The organism is Pseudonocardia sp. ICBG1293, assembly GCF_020131355.1.
In the GTDB taxonomy this organism is placed as follows: Bacteria; Actinomycetota; Actinomycetes; order Mycobacteriales; family Pseudonocardiaceae; genus Pseudonocardia.
This window is the reverse complement of record NZ_JAHLEL010000014.1, coordinates 386,165-402,121: the sequence shown is the minus strand read 5'-3', so window position 1 is coordinate 402,121 and position 15,957 is coordinate 386,165. Positions and strand designations below refer to the sequence as shown.

The following is a 15,957-nucleotide window of genomic DNA, read 5'->3' as shown; positions in this document are numbered from 1 at the left end:
CCCGGGCCACGGACGTCATGCCCGTCACGATCGGCATCCCCCGCCGGTGCGCGGGTAGCCGCGCCGGTACGCCGGACCGACCGGTGCGCCCGATCCGGAGGACGAGTATGCCGACCCAGTCCCAGCACCACTCCCACGGCCACGCGGTGTTCCCCTGGCCCCAGCTGCTGGTGGTCGTCTCCGCGTTCCTGCTGCTGCTCTACGGGCTGCTCGGGTTCCGCTACAGCGGCCTGCCCGGGCTGCCCGCGGCCAGCGGGGAGCTGCTGGGCATCGGGGTGGACCCGCTGCGCGACCTGGTGCACGTCGTCCTGGGCGTCGTCGGGCTGCCGTGCGCCACCCGGCTGCCCTGGTCACGGGGATTCGGGGTGGTGCTCATGGTCCTGGGGGTCGCCGAGGTCCTGCTCGGGCTCCTGACCGGCGTGCTCCGCCTGGTTCCGGCCGGACCGTTCGTGACCAACACCGGCTCGGTGCTGATGGGGGTCCTGCTGCTCGTGCTGGGCGCGGTCGCGGTGTTCGGTCGCGCGTTCAGCGACGCCCCGTACGCGGGGCTCCAGCGCGGGGTGGAGGCGGCGGGCCGGCGGATGACGGGCCTGAGCGACCGCAGTGCGCACGCGGGCACCGGGGTCCCGGACCCCGACGAGCCGGCCGGGGACGGCACCCGGCCCGGCGGGCCCGACGCCGCCCGCGGGGCGCGGTGAGCGGGACGGCGGGCCGGTGCCGCGGCCGCCTCCCCGGCGCCCGTGCCGGTTTCGCCGGGATGCGACCGGGTAGCCGGGCGCCCACACCACCGGCGACACCGAGGAGGACCCCATGCGTGCCCTGACCTGGCACGGCCGCCGCGACGTCCGGGTGGACACCGTTCCCGACCCGGTCCTCGAGCAGCCCGACGACGTGGTCGTGCAGATCACCAGTTCCGGGCTGTGCGGCTCCGACCTGCACCTCTACGAGGTGCTCACCCCGTTCCTGACGCCCGGCGACGTCCTCGGCCACGAGCCGATGGGTGTCGTGGCCGAGGTCGGGTCCGCCGTGACCGAGCTCTCGGTGGGTGACCGCGTCGTGATCCCGTTCAACGTCAGCTGCGGGCACTGCTGGATGTGCGAGCGCGGCCTGCAGTCCCAGTGCGAGACGACCCAGAACCGCGACCAGGGGACCGGCGCGTCCCTGTTCGGCTACACCCGGCTCTACGGCCAGGTGCCCGGCGGGCAGGCCGAGTACCTGCGGGTGCCGTTCGGCAACTCGCTGCCGATCCGGGTCCCCGAGGGCCCGCCGGACGACCGGTTCCTGTTCCTGTCCGACGTGCTGCCGACCGCCTACCAGGCGGTCCGCTACGCCGCGACGCCCGCCGACGGGACGCTGGTCGTGCTCGGGCTCGGGCCGATCGGCGACATGTGCACCCGGATCGCCGCGCACCTGGGGGTCCGGCAGGTGGTCGGCGTGGACGTCGTGCCCGAGCGTCTGGCCCGGGTCGGGGCGCGCGGGGTGACCACGCTGGACCTGGGCCACGGCGACGATGAGGTGCTCGGCGCGATCCGGTCCATGACCGGGGGCCGTGGCGCCGACGCCGTGATCGACGCGGTCGGCATGGAGGCCCACGGGTCCCCGATCGCGGCCGCCGCCCAGAAGCTCGTGGCCGCGATGCCGTCCGGGCTGGGCCGCAAGGTCATGGAGACGGCGGGCACCGACCGCACCGCGGCCCTGGAGCTCGCGATCGGCGCGGTGCGCCGGGGCGGCACGATCTCGCTGTCGGGGGTCTACGGCGGCAGCGCCACCCCGCTGCCGCTGCTCACCCTGTTCGACAAGCAGGTCCAGATGCGGATGGGCCAGGCCAACGTGTGGCGCTGGGTCCCGGACCTGCTGCCCCTGCTCGGCGACGACGACCCGCTCGGCGTCGACCACTTCGCCACCCACCGGGTACCGCTGGAGGAGGCCGCGCAGGCGTACTCGATGTTCCAGGACAAGAGCGACGGCGCGGTGAAGGTGCTGTTCACCCCCTGACGCCCTCTCAGCGGGTGTCGTCCTCGCCGCGTTCCTCGGCGAGCGCCTCCGCACGCGCCTCGGCCCCGGTCCGCCCCGCGTAGCCCTCGTCGCGGCCGGCGACCCGGCCCACGAACCCGCCCGACTCGCCGGTCCCGGTGGTGGACGCCGAGTCGCCGTCCTGCCGGGGCAGGCCACCGGTCTCGCGGGAGTTGGCCAGGTGCGGGTCGGGCTCGACGTCCTCGGCCGGGCCGCGTCCGCGCAGCCGGTCCAGCAGTCGTCCCAGGAAGGAGGTCATGGGGGAGGGGTACCTCCGGTGGCCGTCCTCACACGTCCGGGCCACCGGGACCGTCTCCGGACGGCACGGGTTGGAGCGCTCCACTGCTACGGTGACCGCCCCCGGGAGGACAGGAGCGCACCGTGGCCGACGCCGCAGGCCGCCCGGCGCGACGGGCCGGTCGTCGTCCCACCCTCGACGACGTCGCGGCCGCGGCCGGGGTGTCACGGGCGATGGTGTCGATCGTGCTGCGCGGGGCGCCGGGGTCGCGCCCGGAGACCCGCGAGCGCGTGCTCGCCGCGGCCGAGCGGGTCGGCTACCGGCCCGACACCCGGGCCCGGCTGCTGGCCAGCGGGAGCTCGCGCCAGCTCGGGGTGGTGCTGGGGATGTCGGGCCGCTTCCACACCGAGCTCCTCGACGGCCTCTATGACGCCGCCGCGGCGTACGGCTACGAGCTGTTCCTGTCCGCGCTGACCCCGCGCCGTGACGAGCGTGCCGCCGTCGAGACGCTGCTCGACCTGCGCTGCGAGGCCGTCATCCTGCTCGGCTCCGGGCTCGGCGGGGTCCCGGTGCCGGCCGGGCGGCTGCCGGTCACCGTCGTCGGGTGGCGGGTGCCCGACCCGGGTGTCGACGTGGTCCGGACCTCCGACACGGCCGGGTTGCGGCTGCTCGTCGAGCACCTGGGCGGGCTGGGCCACCGCCGCGTGGCGCACGTGGACGGTGGTCCCGGTCCGATCGGCACGGCCCGCCGGACGGCGTTCCGCGCCGCGCTGCGCCGGCGGGGCCTGGCCGCCGGAGGGATCGTCGTACCGGGCGGGGACAGCCTGGAGGCCGGGGTGCGCGCCGCCCGCGAGCTGCTGCGCCTGCCGACGCTCCCGACCGCGGTGGTCGGGTTCAACGACGACGTCGCCGCCGGGCTCGCCGAGGCGCTCGGTGCGCACGGGATCCGGGTCCCCGGCGACGTGTCGGTCACCGGTTGGGACGACAGCTCCCTGGCCCGGCTGCCCGAGCAGGGGCTGACCACACTGCGCCAGGACCCGGTGGAACTGGCCCGGCTCGCGGTCGGGCGCAGCGTGGCCCGGCTGCGCGGCGAGGAGCCGCAACCACGTGAGATCGTCCTGGACCCCGAGCTGGTGGTGCGCGGGTCGACGGCGCCCCCGCCCGCGGCCTGACCCGGCACCGTCCCGGTCGACCGGTGTCTTGACGCGTGCGTGTTAGAGCGCTCTAATCTTTGTCGTTAGAGCGCTTCAACCCACCCGGCGGCGAGGAGGCCCCCATGACGGCGGTCGTGTACGACCCGTTCGACCCGAGCTTCTACACCGACGACCCGTTCGGGACCTACCGGCGGATGCGGGACGCGGAGCCGGTCCACCACAGTGAGCGCTACGGCTGGTACGCCCTGACCCGCTTCGACGACGTCCGTGCCGCGATCACCGACGCCGAGACCTTCCTCAGCCACGAGGGCATGGACATCGACGACTCGCGCCTCGAGCACGTCCCGCCCGGGTCGATCGGGTCGATGGACAACCCGCGCCACGACCAGGTGCGCCGGGTCGTGCAGCCGTTCTTCGTGCCGCGGCGGATCGCCCGGCTCGAGGAGGGCGTGCGCGGCGTCGTCCGCGGGCTCGTCGGGTCCTGGGCCGGGCGGGACCGCATCGACATCGGCCGGGACCTGGCCTGGCCGATGCCGTTCGACGTGTTCTTCCACCTCATGGGCTTCCCGAGCCGGGCCGAGGCCACCGACGCCGAGCGTGCCCGCCGCGACCAGCTGGAGCACTGGACCCACGAGCTCAAGGACCGGATCCCCGGCACGCCGCACCTCGGCCCGAAGGCGAGGGCCGCCACCCCGAAGGTGCAGCAGTACTTCATCGACGTCCTGGAGTCGCGCCGCCGGTCCGGGCGCGACGACCTGATGACCTCGATGGTGACCGCCGACGTCGACGGCGAGCCGTTCGTCCCGGGGGAGATCACCACGACCTCCGAGATCAGCGGTCTGATGATGATCCTCTTCCTGGGCGGGGTCGAGTCCACCGCCGGGCTGGTCACGACACTGTTCAAGCTGCTGGCCGAGAACCCCGACCAGCTCGCCCTGCTGCGGGCGGACCCGTCGCTGGTCCCGGCCGCGGTCGAGGAGGCGATGCGCTGGGCGACCCCGCTGCAGCTCACCGCCCGCACCACCGGCCGCGAGGTACGCCTGCACGGCGTCACCCTCCCCGCGGGCTCGCGCGTGGTGCTGGTCCCGGGCGCGGCGAACCGCGACGACCGCCGCTTCCCCGACCCCGACCGGTTCGACATCACCCGCCCGCCCGGCCGGCACCTCGGATTCGGCGAGGGCGTGCACGGCTGCCTCGGCGCGCCGCTCGCCCGGCTGGAGGCGCGGGTCGCGCTGGAGGAGGCGCTGCCGCTGCTCGGGGACTTCGTCCTCGACGGCCCTCCCCGGTTCTACGCCAGCTCGCCCAACATGTACGTCTGGAAGTCGATGCCGCTCGCGCTCGCCGCCCCGGTCCCCGACGCCGGGCCGGAGCACCGCCGCCCGGCCCCGGGCGCGGGCTCCCGGAGCGGGGTGGTGACCGAGGTCGTGGCCGAGGCGACGGTCGTCGCCAAGGAGCCCGTCTCCGAGGGCGTGGTGACCCTGACCCTGCGGGCCGCCGACGGCTCGCCGCTGCCGGCCTGGCGTCCCGGAGCGCACGCCGACCTGCTCTGCGGCGGGGCCACCGCCCGCCAGTACTCGCTGTGCGGGGACCCGGCCGACACCACCACCTGGCGGATGGGCGTCCTGCGCGAGGACGCCGGACGCGGCACCTCCCGGCACGTCCACGACGCGCTGTCGGTCGGGGACACCGTGCGGGTGCGCGGCCCGCGCAACAACTTCCCGCTGGCCTGCTCACCGCGCTACCTGTTCGTGGCCGGCGGCATCGGGATCACCGCGATCCTGCCGATGGTCGCCGCCGTGGACGCGGCCGGCGCCGACTGGCAGCTCGTCTACGGCGGCCGCCGCCGGGCGTCGATGGCCTTCCTGGACGAGCTGGGCCGCTACGGCGACCGGGTGGTCGTCGCCCCGCAGGACGAGGTGGGCCTGCTCGACCTCGACGGCCTGCTCGGCACCCCGCGGGAGGAGACCCTCGTCTACTGCTGCGGTCCGGAACCGCTGCTCGCCGCCGTCGAGCAGCGGTGCGCGGGCTGGCCGGACGGCGCGCTGCACGTGGAGCGGTTCAGCCCGAAGCCGGTCGGCGAGCCGGCCCGGGCCGAGGCGTTCGACGTCGAGCTGGCCCGCACCGGGGTGACCCTGCAGGTCCCGCCGGAGCGGTCGGTGCTCGAGGTCGTCGAGCAGGCGGGGGCGACGGTGCTGTCGTCGTGTGCCGAGGGGACCTGCGGGACCTGCGAGACCCGGGTGCTGGACGGCGAGGTCGACCACCGCGACTCCGTGCTCGACGACGCCGAGCGGGCCGCGGGCGACTGCATGATGATCTGCGTCTCCCGGGCCCGCTCGGCGCGGCTCGTGCTGGACCTGTAGGCCGCGGTGTCCTCAGCCCAGGTCGACCCAGGCGCGCTCGTCCACCGACTCCGCGACGGCGTCGAGCACCCGGGCCGCGGCCAGGGCGTCGTCGATCGTCGCCCCGCCCGAACGGCCCTCGGCGACCCCGCGCAGGAACGCCGCGCACTCGGAGACTTTGAGGTCGTCGAAGCCGGTGGGGTTGCCCGCCCCGGGCTGGAACAGCGCGAAATCGCCGTCGCCGGGGGCGGCCGCCCAGGTCGTCGCGGGCTGGTCGACGTACGACCCGCCCGCGGCGACCACGAGCTCGCCGGGGCGCCGGAAGTCGAACGACAGGTACCCGCGGGTGCCGTGGATCTCGAAGCCGTAGTCGTTCTGGTCACCGACCGCGACCCGGCTGGCCTCCAGCGTCACGATCGCCCCGCCGACGGCGCGGCCCAGCACCGAGACGAAGTCGAGGTTCTCGACCTCGCCGGTGGGGGCGTCGGCGGCGGCACGGACGTACTGGCTCGCCCCGGCGGGGGCGACCGGGCGGCGAGGGACGAACCGGTCGCCGTCGGCCACCACCGAGGCGAGATCCCCGACCAGGTGCCGCACCAGGTCCACCCCGTGCACGGCCAGGTCGTTGAGCACCCCGGAGCCGCCGTGCTCGCGGGTGAACCGCCAGCTCAGCACCCCCGACGGGTCGGCGGCGAAGTCGGTGAGCAGCCGGAACCGGGCGTGCGTGGGCGTGCCCAGCACGCCGTCGTCGATCAGGCGCTTCGCCCGCGCGACGGCCGGCACCATCCGGTAGTTGAACCCGACGGTCGCCTGCACGCCCGCCGCGCGCACCGCCCGGGCGACGGCCGCGGTGTCGGTGGAGGACAGCCCGACCGGCTTCTCGATCCAGAGGTGCTTGCCCGCCTCGGCGACGGCGACACCGACCTCGCGGTGGGTGCTGTTCGGCGACGCGACGCTCACCGCCGCGATCGAGGGGTCGGCGACCAGCTCTCGCCAGTCGGTGACGGCGCGGGCGAAGCCGTAGCGGGCGACGTGGTCCGCCCCGGCGGCGGCCACCGGGTCGGCGACCGCGACCAGGCGCGGCCGCAGCGGCAGGTCGGTGACGTGGTGCGGCAGCCGGGCGTACGCGCGCGCGTGCAGGTGGCCCATCCACCCCGCGCCGACGACGCCCACCCCGATCTCGCTGGTCATGCGGATCCCTCCGGTTTGACGGCCAGTACCGGGACCGGGCTGTCCAGCAGCAGTCGCTGCGACACGCTGCCGAGCAGCGCCTTGCTGACCCGGCTGCGCCGGCGCAGCCCGATGACGAGCCGCGCCACGTCGCCGCGCTCGGCGATCTCGTCGAGGACGGCGTCGACCGGGTCCCGGTCGCCGGGGCCGTCGCGCTCCAGCACTGCGGACGCGGCCGGGACCGGTCCCAGCGGGTCGAGCGTCAGGTTGACCACGACCAGGTCGGTGCCCAGCAGGTCGGCCTCGGCGACCCCGGCCGCCAGGGCGGCGGCGCCCTCCGGGCCTGCGGCGACGGCGACGAGCACGCTCATGTGCATTCCCTCCCTGTCGGGCTCACGCGTAGCGGGTACGGAACTCGGCCTCGAGCTGCTCCAGCGACCGTCCCCGGGTCTCCGGGACAACCCGGTACACGAAGACGAGCGCGCCGAGCCCGAGGGCGACGAAGACGAAGAAGGAGCTGGCGATGCCGATCGCGGCGACCATCGGCGGGAACAGCAGCGCGACCACCGCGTTGGCGATCCACAGCACGAACACGCTGATGCCGATGGCCAGGCTGCGGATCCTCAGCGGGAAGATCTCGGACAGGATCAGCCACACCAGCGGGCCGATCGTGCCCTGCATGGAGAACACGAACAGCACGACGAAGACCAGGATGAACCAGGCCTTGGCGGCGCCGTCCGGCAGCAGCAGCGCCGCCAGCCCGACGAGCAGGTGGAAGGTCGTGGTGAGGACGAACCCGGCGAGCAGCATCGTGCGGCGGTCGATCCGGTTGATCAGCAGCAGGCCCACGGTCACGCCCAGCACGGAGAACAGCCCGTTCAGGGTGTTCGCGACGACCGCGGCGTTCGCCGAGAAGCCGGCGTCGCCGAGCAGCTGGGTGCCGTAGTACATGACCGAGTTGATGCCGGTCGCCTGCTGGAAGACCCCCAGCCCGGCGCCGATCAGGATGAGCCGCCGGATCCAGCGCACCCCGAGGTCGGTGGCCCCGCCGGTGCGCGAGGCCCGCTCCTCGTCGGCGAGCCGGTGCACCTCGGCCATCTCGGCGCGGGCCCGCTCGTCGGATCGGACCTGGCGCAGCACGGCCAGCGCCTCCTCCTCGCGGCCGCGCGAGACCAGCCAGCGCGGGCTCTCCGGCATCCGCAGCATCCCGACGAACAGCACGACCGCGGGCAACAGCGCGACCAGCAGCATGACCCGCCAGACCGCGTCGACCTCACCCCAGATGCTGTAGATGGCCGCGTTCACCACGAACGCGGCGAACTGGCCGGAGACGATCATGACCTCGTTGCGGGTGACGAGCCCGCCGCGGCGCTCCACCGGGGCGATCTCGGCGAGGTAGACCGGGACGGTGGCCGACGCGCCGCCGACGGCGAGGCCGAGCACGAACCGGAAGAGGGCGAGGACCTGCCAGCTCGGGGCCAGGACACAGCCGATCGTGCCGACCATGAACACCAGCGCGAGCAGCAGGATGTTGTGCCGTCGGCCGTAGGTGTCCGACAGCGACCCGCCGGCGACCGCGCCGACCGCCGCCCCGACGATCAGGATGCTGACGACGAAGCCCTCGGTCAGCGGGGTGAGCCCGAGGTCGCGGGTCATCGGCTCCAGGGCGCCGTTGATGACGCCGGTGTCGTAGCCGAAGAGCAGCCCGCCGAAGGTGGCGATGACGGTGATCAGGCCGAGCCGCGACGAGTGCGGTCCCTGGGTGTCGGGGGGCAGCCCGGCGGCGGCGCCGGTCGCTCCGTGGGTGGTCATGGGTCCTCCGCATCGAGGGGCACGGCCGGTCGCGGGCAGGCCGGGACACCGGACGGCCGGCCGTGCACGGTGTCCGGTCCGGCGGCGCCGGGTGGCCCTCACGGCCACCCGGCGGGCGGGGTCAGGTGTTGGTCGGGAAGCCGAGGTTCACGCCGGCGTGGCCGGGGTCGAGCCACCGGGTGGTGACGACCTTGCCGCGGGTGAAGAAGTGCACCCCCTCGACACCGTGGGCATGGGTGTCGCCGAACAGCGAGTTCTTCCAGCCGCCGAAGCTGTAGTAGGCCATCGGCACGGGGACCGGCACGTTGACGCCGATCATGCCGACCTCGACCTCGTTCTGGAAGCGGCGGGCGGCGCCGCCGTCGTTGGTGAAGATCGCGGTGCCGTTGCCGTAGGGGTTGGCGTTGATCAGCTCGACGGCACGCGTGTAGCTCTCGACCCGCACGACCGACAGCACCGGCCCGAAGATCTCGTCGGTGTAGACGCTCATGTCGGGGGTGACGTGGTCGAGCAGGGTGGGGCCGACGAAGAAGCCGGACCCCTCGGCGTCGAACTCGCCCGTCCTGCCGTCGACGACGACGGTGGCGCCCTCGGACTCGCCGGCGTCGACGTAGCCCGCCACCCGGTCCCGCGCCGCCCGCGTCACGAGCGGCCCCATGTCGCAGGAACGGCGACCGTCGCCGGTGCGCAGGGCCCTGGCCCGGTCGGCGATCTTCGCGACCAGGGTGTCGGCGATGTCACCGACCGCCACCAGCGCCGAGACGGCCATGCAGCGCTCGCCCGCGGACCCGAACCCGGCGTTGACCGCCTGGTCGGCCGCGAGGTCGAGGTCGGCGTCGGGGAGGACGACCATGTGGTTCTTCGCGCCACCGAGGGCCTGGACGCGCTTGCCGTGCGCGGTGCCGGTCTCGTAGACGTAGCGGCCGATCGGCGTGGAGCCGACGAAGCTGATCGAGCGGACGTCCGGGCTGGTCAGCAGGGCGTCGACGGCGGTCTTGTCGCCGTGCAGGACGTTGAACACGCCGTCGGGCAGGCCGGCCTCCGACCACAGCTCGGCGATCCACAGCGCGGCGGAGGGGACCTTCTCCGAGGGCTTGAGCACGACGGTGTTGCCCGCGGCGATCGCGATCGGGAAGAACCACATCGGGACCATGGCCGGGAAGTTGAACGGGCTGATGATCCCGACGACGCCGAGCGGCTGGCGCACCGAGTGGACGTCGATGCCGGTCGAGGCGTTCTCGGTCGCCGAACCCTTGAGCAGGTGCGGCATGCCGCAGGCGAACTCGACGACCTCCTGGCCGCGGGCGACCTCGCCCGCGGCGTCGGAGAGCACCTTGCCGTGCTCGGCGGTGATGAGCGCGGCCAGCTCCGGGGCGCGGGCGTTGAGCAGCTCGCGGAACCGGAACAGGATCTGGGTGCGCCTGGTCAGGGAGGTGTCGCGCCAGCCGGGGAACGCGTCCTTCGCCGCGGCGATCGCCGCGGCGGCCTCGTCGGTGCCGGCGAGGGGGAGGTGCGCGGTGACCTCACCGGTGGCCGGGTCGGTGACCTCGCCGGTGCGCCCGGAGGTGCCCTCGACCGGCCGGCCCGCGACCCAGTGGTGGAGCGTCTTCTGCAGCGTGCTCGTCATGGTCCTCTTCCTTCTCAGCTGCTCGGGCGCAGGAACGTGCGCTGCGTCGCCTTGTGCTCGTCGTACACCGTGCGGGCGGCCCGCGTGGAGTCCAGGTCGCTGACCGCCGACACCGGGACGTCCCACCAGGACGCCGAGTCCGGCGCACCGACGAGCGGGTCGGTCTCGACGTGGATCACGGTGGAGTCCTCGGCGGCCTTGGCGGCCTTGACCGCGTCGGCGAACTCGCCGGGGGTCGAGACCCGCAGCACGCGCAGGCCGAAGCTCTCCGCGTTCGCGGCGAGGTCCAGCGGCAGCACGTCGCCGTCGAGCCGGCCCGACCGCGCCGACCGGTAGCGGTAGCGGGTGCCGAACCGCTGGGACCCGAGCGACTCCGACAGCGCGCCGATCGAGGCGAACCCGTGGTTCTGCACCAGCACCGTGATGATCTTGATGCCCTCCTGGACGGCGGTGGCCAGCTCGGTGGCCATCATCAGGTAGGAGCCGTCGCCGACCATGACGAACACGTCGCGGTCCGGGCAGGCCAGCCGCACGCCGAGGCCGCCGGCGACCTCGTAGCCCATGCAGGAGTACCCGTACTCGACGTGGTAGCCCTTGGCGTCCCGGGTCTGCCACAGCTTGTGCAGGTCACCGGGCATCGAACCGGCGGCGCACACGACGACGTCGCGCGGGTCGGACAGGTCGTTCACCATGCCGATGACCTCGCCCTGGGTCAGCAGCCCGCCGGCGCCGGCCGCCGGGACCGCCGGGTGGTGGGCGGCGTCGACGGTCGCGGTCCACGCGGCGTCGAGCCGGGTGTACTCCGCGACGTAGCCCTCGTCGACGCGGTGGCCGGCCAGCAGCGCGGTGAGCTCGGTCAGGGTCTCCCGGGCGTCGGCGACGACCGACACCCCGGAGTGCTTGACCGCGTCGATCGGTGCCACGTTGACGTTCACGAACCGGACGGAGGGGTGCGCGAACGCGGTGCGGCTGGCGGTGGTGAAGTCCGAGTAGCGGGTCCCGACACCGATCACGAGGTCGGCATCGCGGGCGATCGCGTTGGCCGCGGTGGTGCCGGTCGACCCGATGGCGCCCAGGCACTGCGGGTGGTCCCAGACCAGGGTGCCCTTGCCGGCCTGGCTCTGGCCGACCGGGATGCCGGTCGCGGCGCAGAACGCGGCCAGTGCCTCGGTGGCGCCGCTGTAGTGCACCCCGCCCCCGGCGACGACGACCGGGCGCTCGGCGGCGCGGACCAGCTCCGCGGCGCGCTGTACGGCCCAGGACTCCGGGCGGGGACGGGCGACGTGCCAGGTGCGCTCGGCGAACAGCTCCACCGGCCAGTCGTGCGCCTGGGCCTGCACGTCCTGCGGGAGGCAGACGGTGACCGCCCCGGTGGCGGCCGGGTCGGTCAGCACCCGCATCGCCGACAGCAGCGCGGCGGGCAGCTGCTCGGGGCGCCAGACCCGGTCGAAGTAGGCCGAGACGGGGCGGAACGCGTCGTTGACGGTGACGTCACCGGCGTCGGGACGCTCCAGCTCCTGCAGCAGCGGCGAGGCCGCGCGGTCGGCGAAGGTGTCGGCCGGGAGCAGCAGCACCGGCAGCCGGTTGATCGTCGCCAGCGCGGCGCCGGTGACCATGTTCGTCGCGCCCGGCCCGACGCTCGAGGACACCGCCCACATCCGCAGCCGGTCCGTGGCCCGGGCGTAGGCGACGGCGGTGTGCACCATCGCCTGCTCGTTGCGGCCCAGCACGTAGGGGAGCAGGTCCGGCTCGGTCAGCTCGGCCTGCAGCAGCGCCTGGCCCAGCCCGGCCACGTTGCCGTGGCCGAAGATGCCGAAGCAGCCCTCGAAGAGCTTGCGGCGCACACCGTCGCGCTCGCTGTACTGGACGCCCAGGAACTGCACGACGGCCTGGGCGACGGTCAGCCGGACCGTCTCGGTCATCACTGGCCTCCGTTCCCGGTGAGACGGGGATCGACGGCCTGGTCCGCCCACGTGTCGCGGACCCAGGCCTGGTCGGGGTGGTCGGTGATCCGCCAGGCGCGCTCCTCGCCCGGGCCGGCCATCACGTTGAGGTAGTACATGTCGTGCCCGGGGGCCGCGGCGCACGGGCCGTGCCAGCCCCACGGGATGAGCACGGTGTCCCGGTCGTGGACCTCGACCGTGATGTCGATGTCATGACCGGGGGAGCTGGAGGTGCGGTGGAACCCGAGACCGGGCTGTCCGGCCGGACCGGGCGCGACCTCGAAGTAGTAGATCTCCTCGAGCTCGCACTCGTGGGGTCCGGCCTCGTCGTGCTTGTGCGCGGGGTAGCTCGACCAGTTCCCGCCCGGCGTGACCACCTCGACGCAGATGGCCGACGCGGCCTCGAACACGCCGGCCGCACCGAAGTTGCGGACCTGGCGCGAGGACCGGCCTGCGCCGCGCAGCTCGACCGGCACGTCGGCGCGGGGCCCGTACCGGAACGGCAGCGCGAGGTCGGTGCGGGCACCGCAGAGGGCGAAGCGGCCCCCGGCGGCGGAGGTCACGGTGACCGCGGAGCGCACCGGCAGGTAGGCGAAGTCGGTGGGGCCCTCGAACACCCCGGCCCGGCCCGCGAGCTCGTGGGTCTCGGAACCGAGGGTGACCGTCGCGGACCCGGACAGCGGGACGAGGAACATCTCCTCGCCGCCGGTGTCCACCGTGCGTGACGCACCGGGGGACAGCGCCAGGATCCGCAGCGAGGAGTGCTCCCACCCGGCGGAGTCCTGGGTGACCTCCAGCTCCCAGCCGTCTCCCGGGCTCGTCCCGGCCGGGACGACGTAGTGCGGGTCGCGGCGGCCCGCGGCCGACGGTGCGCTCGTGGACGCGCTCATGCGGCCCTCACCTCCTGCGGGCGTACCAGCGACACGGCGGTGTCGACGGCCGAGGCGACGTCGCCGTCCTCCGGGTACAACAGTGCGCGTCCGACGATGAGCCCGCGCACCGACGGCAGCTCCAGGGCGGACTTCCAGGACGCGTAGGTCTCGTCCGGGCTGGTGGTCGGGTCACCGCCCAGCAGCAGGGTCGGCAGCGTGGTCGCGTCCATCACCCGCTCCATCTCCTCGACCACCGGCAGCTTCATCCAGGTGTAGGCGCTCGACGCGCCCAGGCCCTGCGCGATGTGCACCGACCGGATCACGGCCTCGGGGGACAGGTCGTTGACCACGCGGCCGTCGATGCGTCGCGACAGGAACGGCTCCACCATCGCGACCAGGCCGGCCCGGTTGGCCTCGCTGACCACCCCGGCGCAGGTCTCCAGGGTCCGCACGCTGCCCGGGTCGGACAGGTCGATCCTGGTCAGCATCTTGATGGCCTCGAAGCCGGCGTCCACGGTGCCGCGCACGTCGTAGCCGGTGAGCCGGTCGTCCAGCTCGAAGCTCGCACCCTGGAGCCCGCCGCGGTTCATCGACGACACGACGACCCTGCCCTCCAGCGCCCCCAGCAGCAGGAGGTCCTCGAGGATGTCGGCCGTGGCCAGCACGCCGTCGACACCGGGCCGGGCCAGCGCGGTCCGGAGCCGGTCGAGCAGCTCCGGGCGGCTCGCCATGGCGTCCGCCCGGCCGCGGGCGGCCAGCGCCCCGCGTGCCGGGTGGTCGGCCGCGACGATCATCAGCCGGCCGTCGGCGGGGACGAACGGACGACGCCGTCGTGCCGCCAGCAGGGCCGGGATGCGCTCGGGCGACGAGGCCCGGATCTCGCGCACCTCGTCGTAGTCGCGGGCGAAGCTCACGACGCCTCCTTCCGGTTCGGGTCCCCGCCGGCGAGCAGGACGTCGATCTCCGCGGCGGTGGGCATGGCGGTGGAGCACTCCAGACGGGACGCGACGATCGCGCCCGCCGCGTTCGCCCGGGCCAGCACCGTCTCCAGCGGCCACCCGGCGAGCAGGCCGTGGGCGAGCGAGCCGCCGAAGCTGTCGCCGGCACCGAGGCCGTTCACGGGGGTGATCGGGATCGGGGGGCTCACCACACGCTCGGTGCGCGACCGCGCGAGCACCCCCTTCGGGCCCTGCTTGACGATCGCCAGCTCGACGCCGGCGTCGAGCAGCGCGTCGGCGGCCCGCTCCGGGTCGGTCTCACCGACCGCGACCGCGCACTCCTCGCTGTTGCCGACGGCGACGGTGACCTGGCCGAGCACCTTCTGCACCTGCTCGGTCGCGGCCGCGGGGGACTCCCAGAACATCGGCCGGTAGTCCAGGTCGAGCACCGTCGGCCCGCTACCGGGGGCCCGGGCGGCGAGCGCCTCGTGGTGCGCCGCGCGCGAGGGTTCCTCGGACAGCCCGGACACGCTCAGCCAGAACAGGCCGGCGTCGGCGATCGCGTCGAGGTCCAGGTCGGCGGGGGAGACCTGCAGGTCCGGGGCGGAGGGCCTGCGGTAGAAGTAGAGCGGGAAGTCGTCCGGTGGGAAGATCTCGCAGAACGTCACCGGTGTCGGGAACTCGGAGCTCGTCACGACGTGCCGGTCGTCCACCCCCAGCCGGTTCAGCTCACGGCGCACGTAGCGACCGAACGGGTCGTCGCCCACGCCGGTGACGATCGCGGCGCGCCGGCCGAGCCGGGCCGCCGCCACCGCGACGTTGGCCGTGGTGCCACCGAGGAACTTGCCGAACGAGACGACGTCCTCCAGGCCGACGCCGACCTGCAGCGGATAGATGTCCACCCCGGCGCGGCCGAAGGTGAGGATCTCAGCGGGGGCGTTCATGGTCCTCGGTGACCTCTCGTGGGCGGTGTGCGGCGGAACGGGCGACGGGGAGAACGGTAGGCGGCCCCGCGCCCGCGGTCAACAGTTTGTACAGACATAAGGACAAGCGAACCTGGGCCGGTAGAGTGGTGGACATGGCTACCCGCTCCGACGCCGTCCAGGTCGACGTCCGTCTCGACCGGACGAGTCCGGTGCCGCTGTACCACCAGCTCTCGCAGGCCATCGAGGCCGCGATCGACAACGGAGCCCTCCGTCCCGGCGACCGGCTGGAGAACGAGCTCTCGCTCACCGAACGACTCGGGCTGGCCCGGCCGACCGCGCGCCAGGCGATCCAGGAGCTCGTCCGCAAGGGGCTGCTGGTGCGCCGCCGCGGTCTCGGGACCCAGGTGGTGCGCCCGGCCATCCACCGCGACGCCCGCCTGACCAGCCTCTACAGCGACCTCGCCTCGGGCGGGCGCGAGCCCGACACCCGGCTGCTCACGCACGACACCACCACGCCGTCGGCGGCGGGCATCGACCTCGGCGACGTGATGGCCCCGGACACCCCGCTGCACCTTCTCCGCCGGTTGCGCTGGGCCGACGGGGAGCCGTTGGCGATCATGACCAACTACGTGCCCGCGCGCTTCGAGCTCGACGACGCCGCGCTGGCCGGGCGCAGCCTCTACGACCTGCTCCGCGAGCAGGGCGCCCAGATCGCCATCGCGCACCAGACGATCGGGGCCCGCCTGGCGGATGCCGAGGAGGCGGGACTGCTGGAGCAGCCCCGCCCGCTGGCGTGCGTCACCGCCGAGCTGATCGTCTACGACGACGCGGGCGCGCTGGTCGAGGTCGGGCGGCACCTGTACCGCGCCGACCGCTACACCGTGCAGACCTCCCTGGTGGTCTGAGTACGGACCGTGCGGTGCCC

At 74.2% G+C, this 15,957-nt stretch carries 14 protein-coding genes; 5 read left to right on the top strand and 9 right to left on the bottom strand.

Annotation, left to right across the window (positions count from 1 at the left end):
• The first annotated feature begins 107 nt into the window (after positions 1-107).
• Together KPF47_RS10190 and KPF47_RS10185 are read left to right on the top strand one after the other, a co-directional pair.
• A complete protein-coding gene (locus KPF47_RS10190) occupies positions 108-698 on the top strand; it encodes a DUF4383 domain-containing protein (protein WP_224388389.1) in 591 nt (196 codons plus the stop codon).
• A gap of 112 nt (positions 699-810) precedes the next feature.
• On the top strand, positions 811-1,995 hold the full coding sequence (locus KPF47_RS10185; RefSeq protein WP_224388387.1) for an alcohol dehydrogenase catalytic domain-containing protein: 1,185 nt from the start codon (positions 811-813) through the stop codon (positions 1,993-1,995).
• Between the two features lie 7 nt (positions 1,996-2,002).
• Here KPF47_RS10185 and KPF47_RS10180 read toward each other — a convergent pair whose 3' ends face one another.
• Positions 2,003-2,272 (bottom strand): hypothetical protein, encoded by a 270-nt coding sequence (locus tag KPF47_RS10180; protein WP_224388385.1) that lies wholly within the window; start codon positions 2,270-2,272, stop codon positions 2,003-2,005.
• 122 nt (positions 2,273-2,394) lie between these two features.
• Here KPF47_RS10180 and KPF47_RS10175 point away from each other — a divergent pair, with 122 nt between their 5' ends.
• Complete coding sequence (locus KPF47_RS10175) at positions 2,395-3,423, top strand: LacI family DNA-binding transcriptional regulator (protein ID WP_224388383.1); 1,029 nt, start codon at positions 2,395-2,397, stop codon at positions 3,421-3,423.
• A 104-nt stretch (positions 3,424-3,527) separates the two neighbouring features.
• Positions 3,528-5,765: a cytochrome P450 gene (locus KPF47_RS10170; protein ID WP_224388381.1), complete on the top strand. Its 2,238-nt coding sequence runs from the start codon at positions 3,528-3,530 to the stop codon at positions 5,763-5,765.
• Between the two features lie 12 nt (positions 5,766-5,777).
• Here the strand turns inward: KPF47_RS10170 and KPF47_RS10165 are convergent, their stop codons facing one another.
• From KPF47_RS10165 to iolC, 8 genes are all read right to left on the bottom strand, one after another.
• Positions 5,778-6,935, bottom strand: coding sequence for a Gfo/Idh/MocA family protein (locus tag KPF47_RS10165; protein WP_224388379.1), 1,158 nt, complete (start codon positions 6,933-6,935; stop codon positions 5,778-5,780).
• Complete coding sequence (locus KPF47_RS10160; RefSeq protein WP_224388377.1) at positions 6,932-7,285, bottom strand: universal stress protein; 354 nt, start codon at positions 7,283-7,285, stop codon at positions 6,932-6,934. Before KPF47_RS10160 ends, KPF47_RS10165 begins: the two co-directional genes overlap by 4 nt.
• Positions 7,286-7,307: 22 nt before the next feature.
• Positions 7,308-8,726: a sugar porter family MFS transporter gene (locus KPF47_RS10155; RefSeq protein ID WP_224388376.1), complete on the bottom strand. Its 1,419-nt coding sequence runs from the start codon at positions 8,724-8,726 to the stop codon at positions 7,308-7,310.
• A 121-nt stretch (positions 8,727-8,847) separates the two neighbouring features.
• Positions 8,848-10,353 carry a CoA-acylating methylmalonate-semialdehyde dehydrogenase gene (locus KPF47_RS10150; RefSeq protein WP_224388374.1) on the bottom strand — a complete coding sequence of 502 codons (1,506 nt, stop codon included), beginning with the start codon at positions 10,351-10,353 and terminating at the stop codon, positions 8,848-8,850.
• A gap of 14 nt (positions 10,354-10,367) precedes the next feature.
• A complete protein-coding gene (iolD, locus tag KPF47_RS10145; protein ID WP_224388372.1) occupies positions 10,368-12,275 on the bottom strand; it encodes a 3D-(3,5/4)-trihydroxycyclohexane-1,2-dione acylhydrolase (decyclizing) in 1,908 nt (635 codons plus the stop codon).
• The gene (gene iolB, locus KPF47_RS10140) at positions 12,275-13,186 is read right to left on the bottom strand and encodes a 5-deoxy-glucuronate isomerase (protein WP_224388370.1); all 912 of its coding nucleotides are present in this window, start codon (positions 13,184-13,186) and stop codon (positions 12,275-12,277) included. Before iolB ends, iolD begins: the two co-directional genes overlap by 1 nt.
• The gene (locus tag KPF47_RS10135; protein ID WP_374108819.1) at positions 13,183-14,082 is read right to left on the bottom strand and encodes a class I fructose-bisphosphate aldolase; all 900 of its coding nucleotides are present in this window, start codon (positions 14,080-14,082) and stop codon (positions 13,183-13,185) included. The genes iolB and KPF47_RS10135 overlap by 4 nt, the downstream gene beginning before the upstream one ends.
• Positions 14,079-15,050 (bottom strand): 5-dehydro-2-deoxygluconokinase, encoded by a 972-nt coding sequence (iolC, locus tag KPF47_RS10130; RefSeq protein WP_224388369.1) that lies wholly within the window; start codon positions 15,048-15,050, stop codon positions 14,079-14,081. The genes KPF47_RS10135 and iolC overlap by 4 nt, the downstream gene beginning before the upstream one ends.
• Before the next feature lie 134 nt (positions 15,051-15,184).
• Here iolC and KPF47_RS10125 point away from each other — a divergent pair, with 134 nt between their 5' ends.
• Positions 15,185-15,937, top strand: coding sequence for a GntR family transcriptional regulator (locus KPF47_RS10125; protein ID WP_224388367.1), 753 nt, complete (start codon positions 15,185-15,187; stop codon positions 15,935-15,937).
• Positions 15,938-15,957: the final 20 nt, after the last annotated feature.

What these genes read in the sequence shown, in the direction of transcription:
- KPF47_RS10180 (WP_224388385.1), bottom strand. Translation starts at nt 2,272, where the DNA reads ATGACCTCCTTCCTGGGACGACTGCTGGACCGGCTGCGCGGACGCGGC.
- iolC (WP_224388369.1), bottom strand. Translation starts at nt 15,050, where the DNA reads ATGAACGCCCCCGCTGAGATCCTCACCTTCGGCCGCGCCGGGGTGGAC.
- KPF47_RS10170 (WP_224388381.1), top strand. Translation starts at nt 3,528, where the DNA reads ATGACGGCGGTCGTGTACGACCCGTTCGACCCGAGCTTCTACACCGAC.
- iolD (WP_224388372.1), bottom strand. Translation starts at nt 12,275, where the DNA reads ATGACCGAGACGGTCCGGCTGACCGTCGCCCAGGCCGTCGTGCAGTTC.
- KPF47_RS10190 (WP_224388389.1), top strand. Translation starts at nt 108, where the DNA reads ATGCCGACCCAGTCCCAGCACCACTCCCACGGCCACGCGGTGTTCCCC.
- iolB (WP_224388370.1), bottom strand. Translation starts at nt 13,186, where the DNA reads ATGAGCGCGTCCACGAGCGCACCGTCGGCCGCGGGCCGCCGCGACCCG.
- KPF47_RS10165 (WP_224388379.1), bottom strand. Translation starts at nt 6,935, where the DNA reads ATGACCAGCGAGATCGGGGTGGGCGTCGTCGGCGCGGGGTGGATGGGC.
- KPF47_RS10155 (WP_224388376.1), bottom strand. Translation starts at nt 8,726, where the DNA reads ATGACCACCCACGGAGCGACCGGCGCCGCCGCCGGGCTGCCCCCCGAC.
- KPF47_RS10160 (WP_224388377.1), bottom strand. Translation starts at nt 7,285, where the DNA reads ATGAGCGTGCTCGTCGCCGTCGCCGCAGGCCCGGAGGGCGCCGCCGCC.
- KPF47_RS10185 (WP_224388387.1), top strand. Translation starts at nt 811, where the DNA reads ATGCGTGCCCTGACCTGGCACGGCCGCCGCGACGTCCGGGTGGACACC.
- KPF47_RS10150 (WP_224388374.1), bottom strand. Translation starts at nt 10,353, where the DNA reads ATGACGAGCACGCTGCAGAAGACGCTCCACCACTGGGTCGCGGGCCGG.
- KPF47_RS10125 (WP_224388367.1), top strand. Translation starts at nt 15,185, where the DNA reads ATGGCTACCCGCTCCGACGCCGTCCAGGTCGACGTCCGTCTCGACCGG.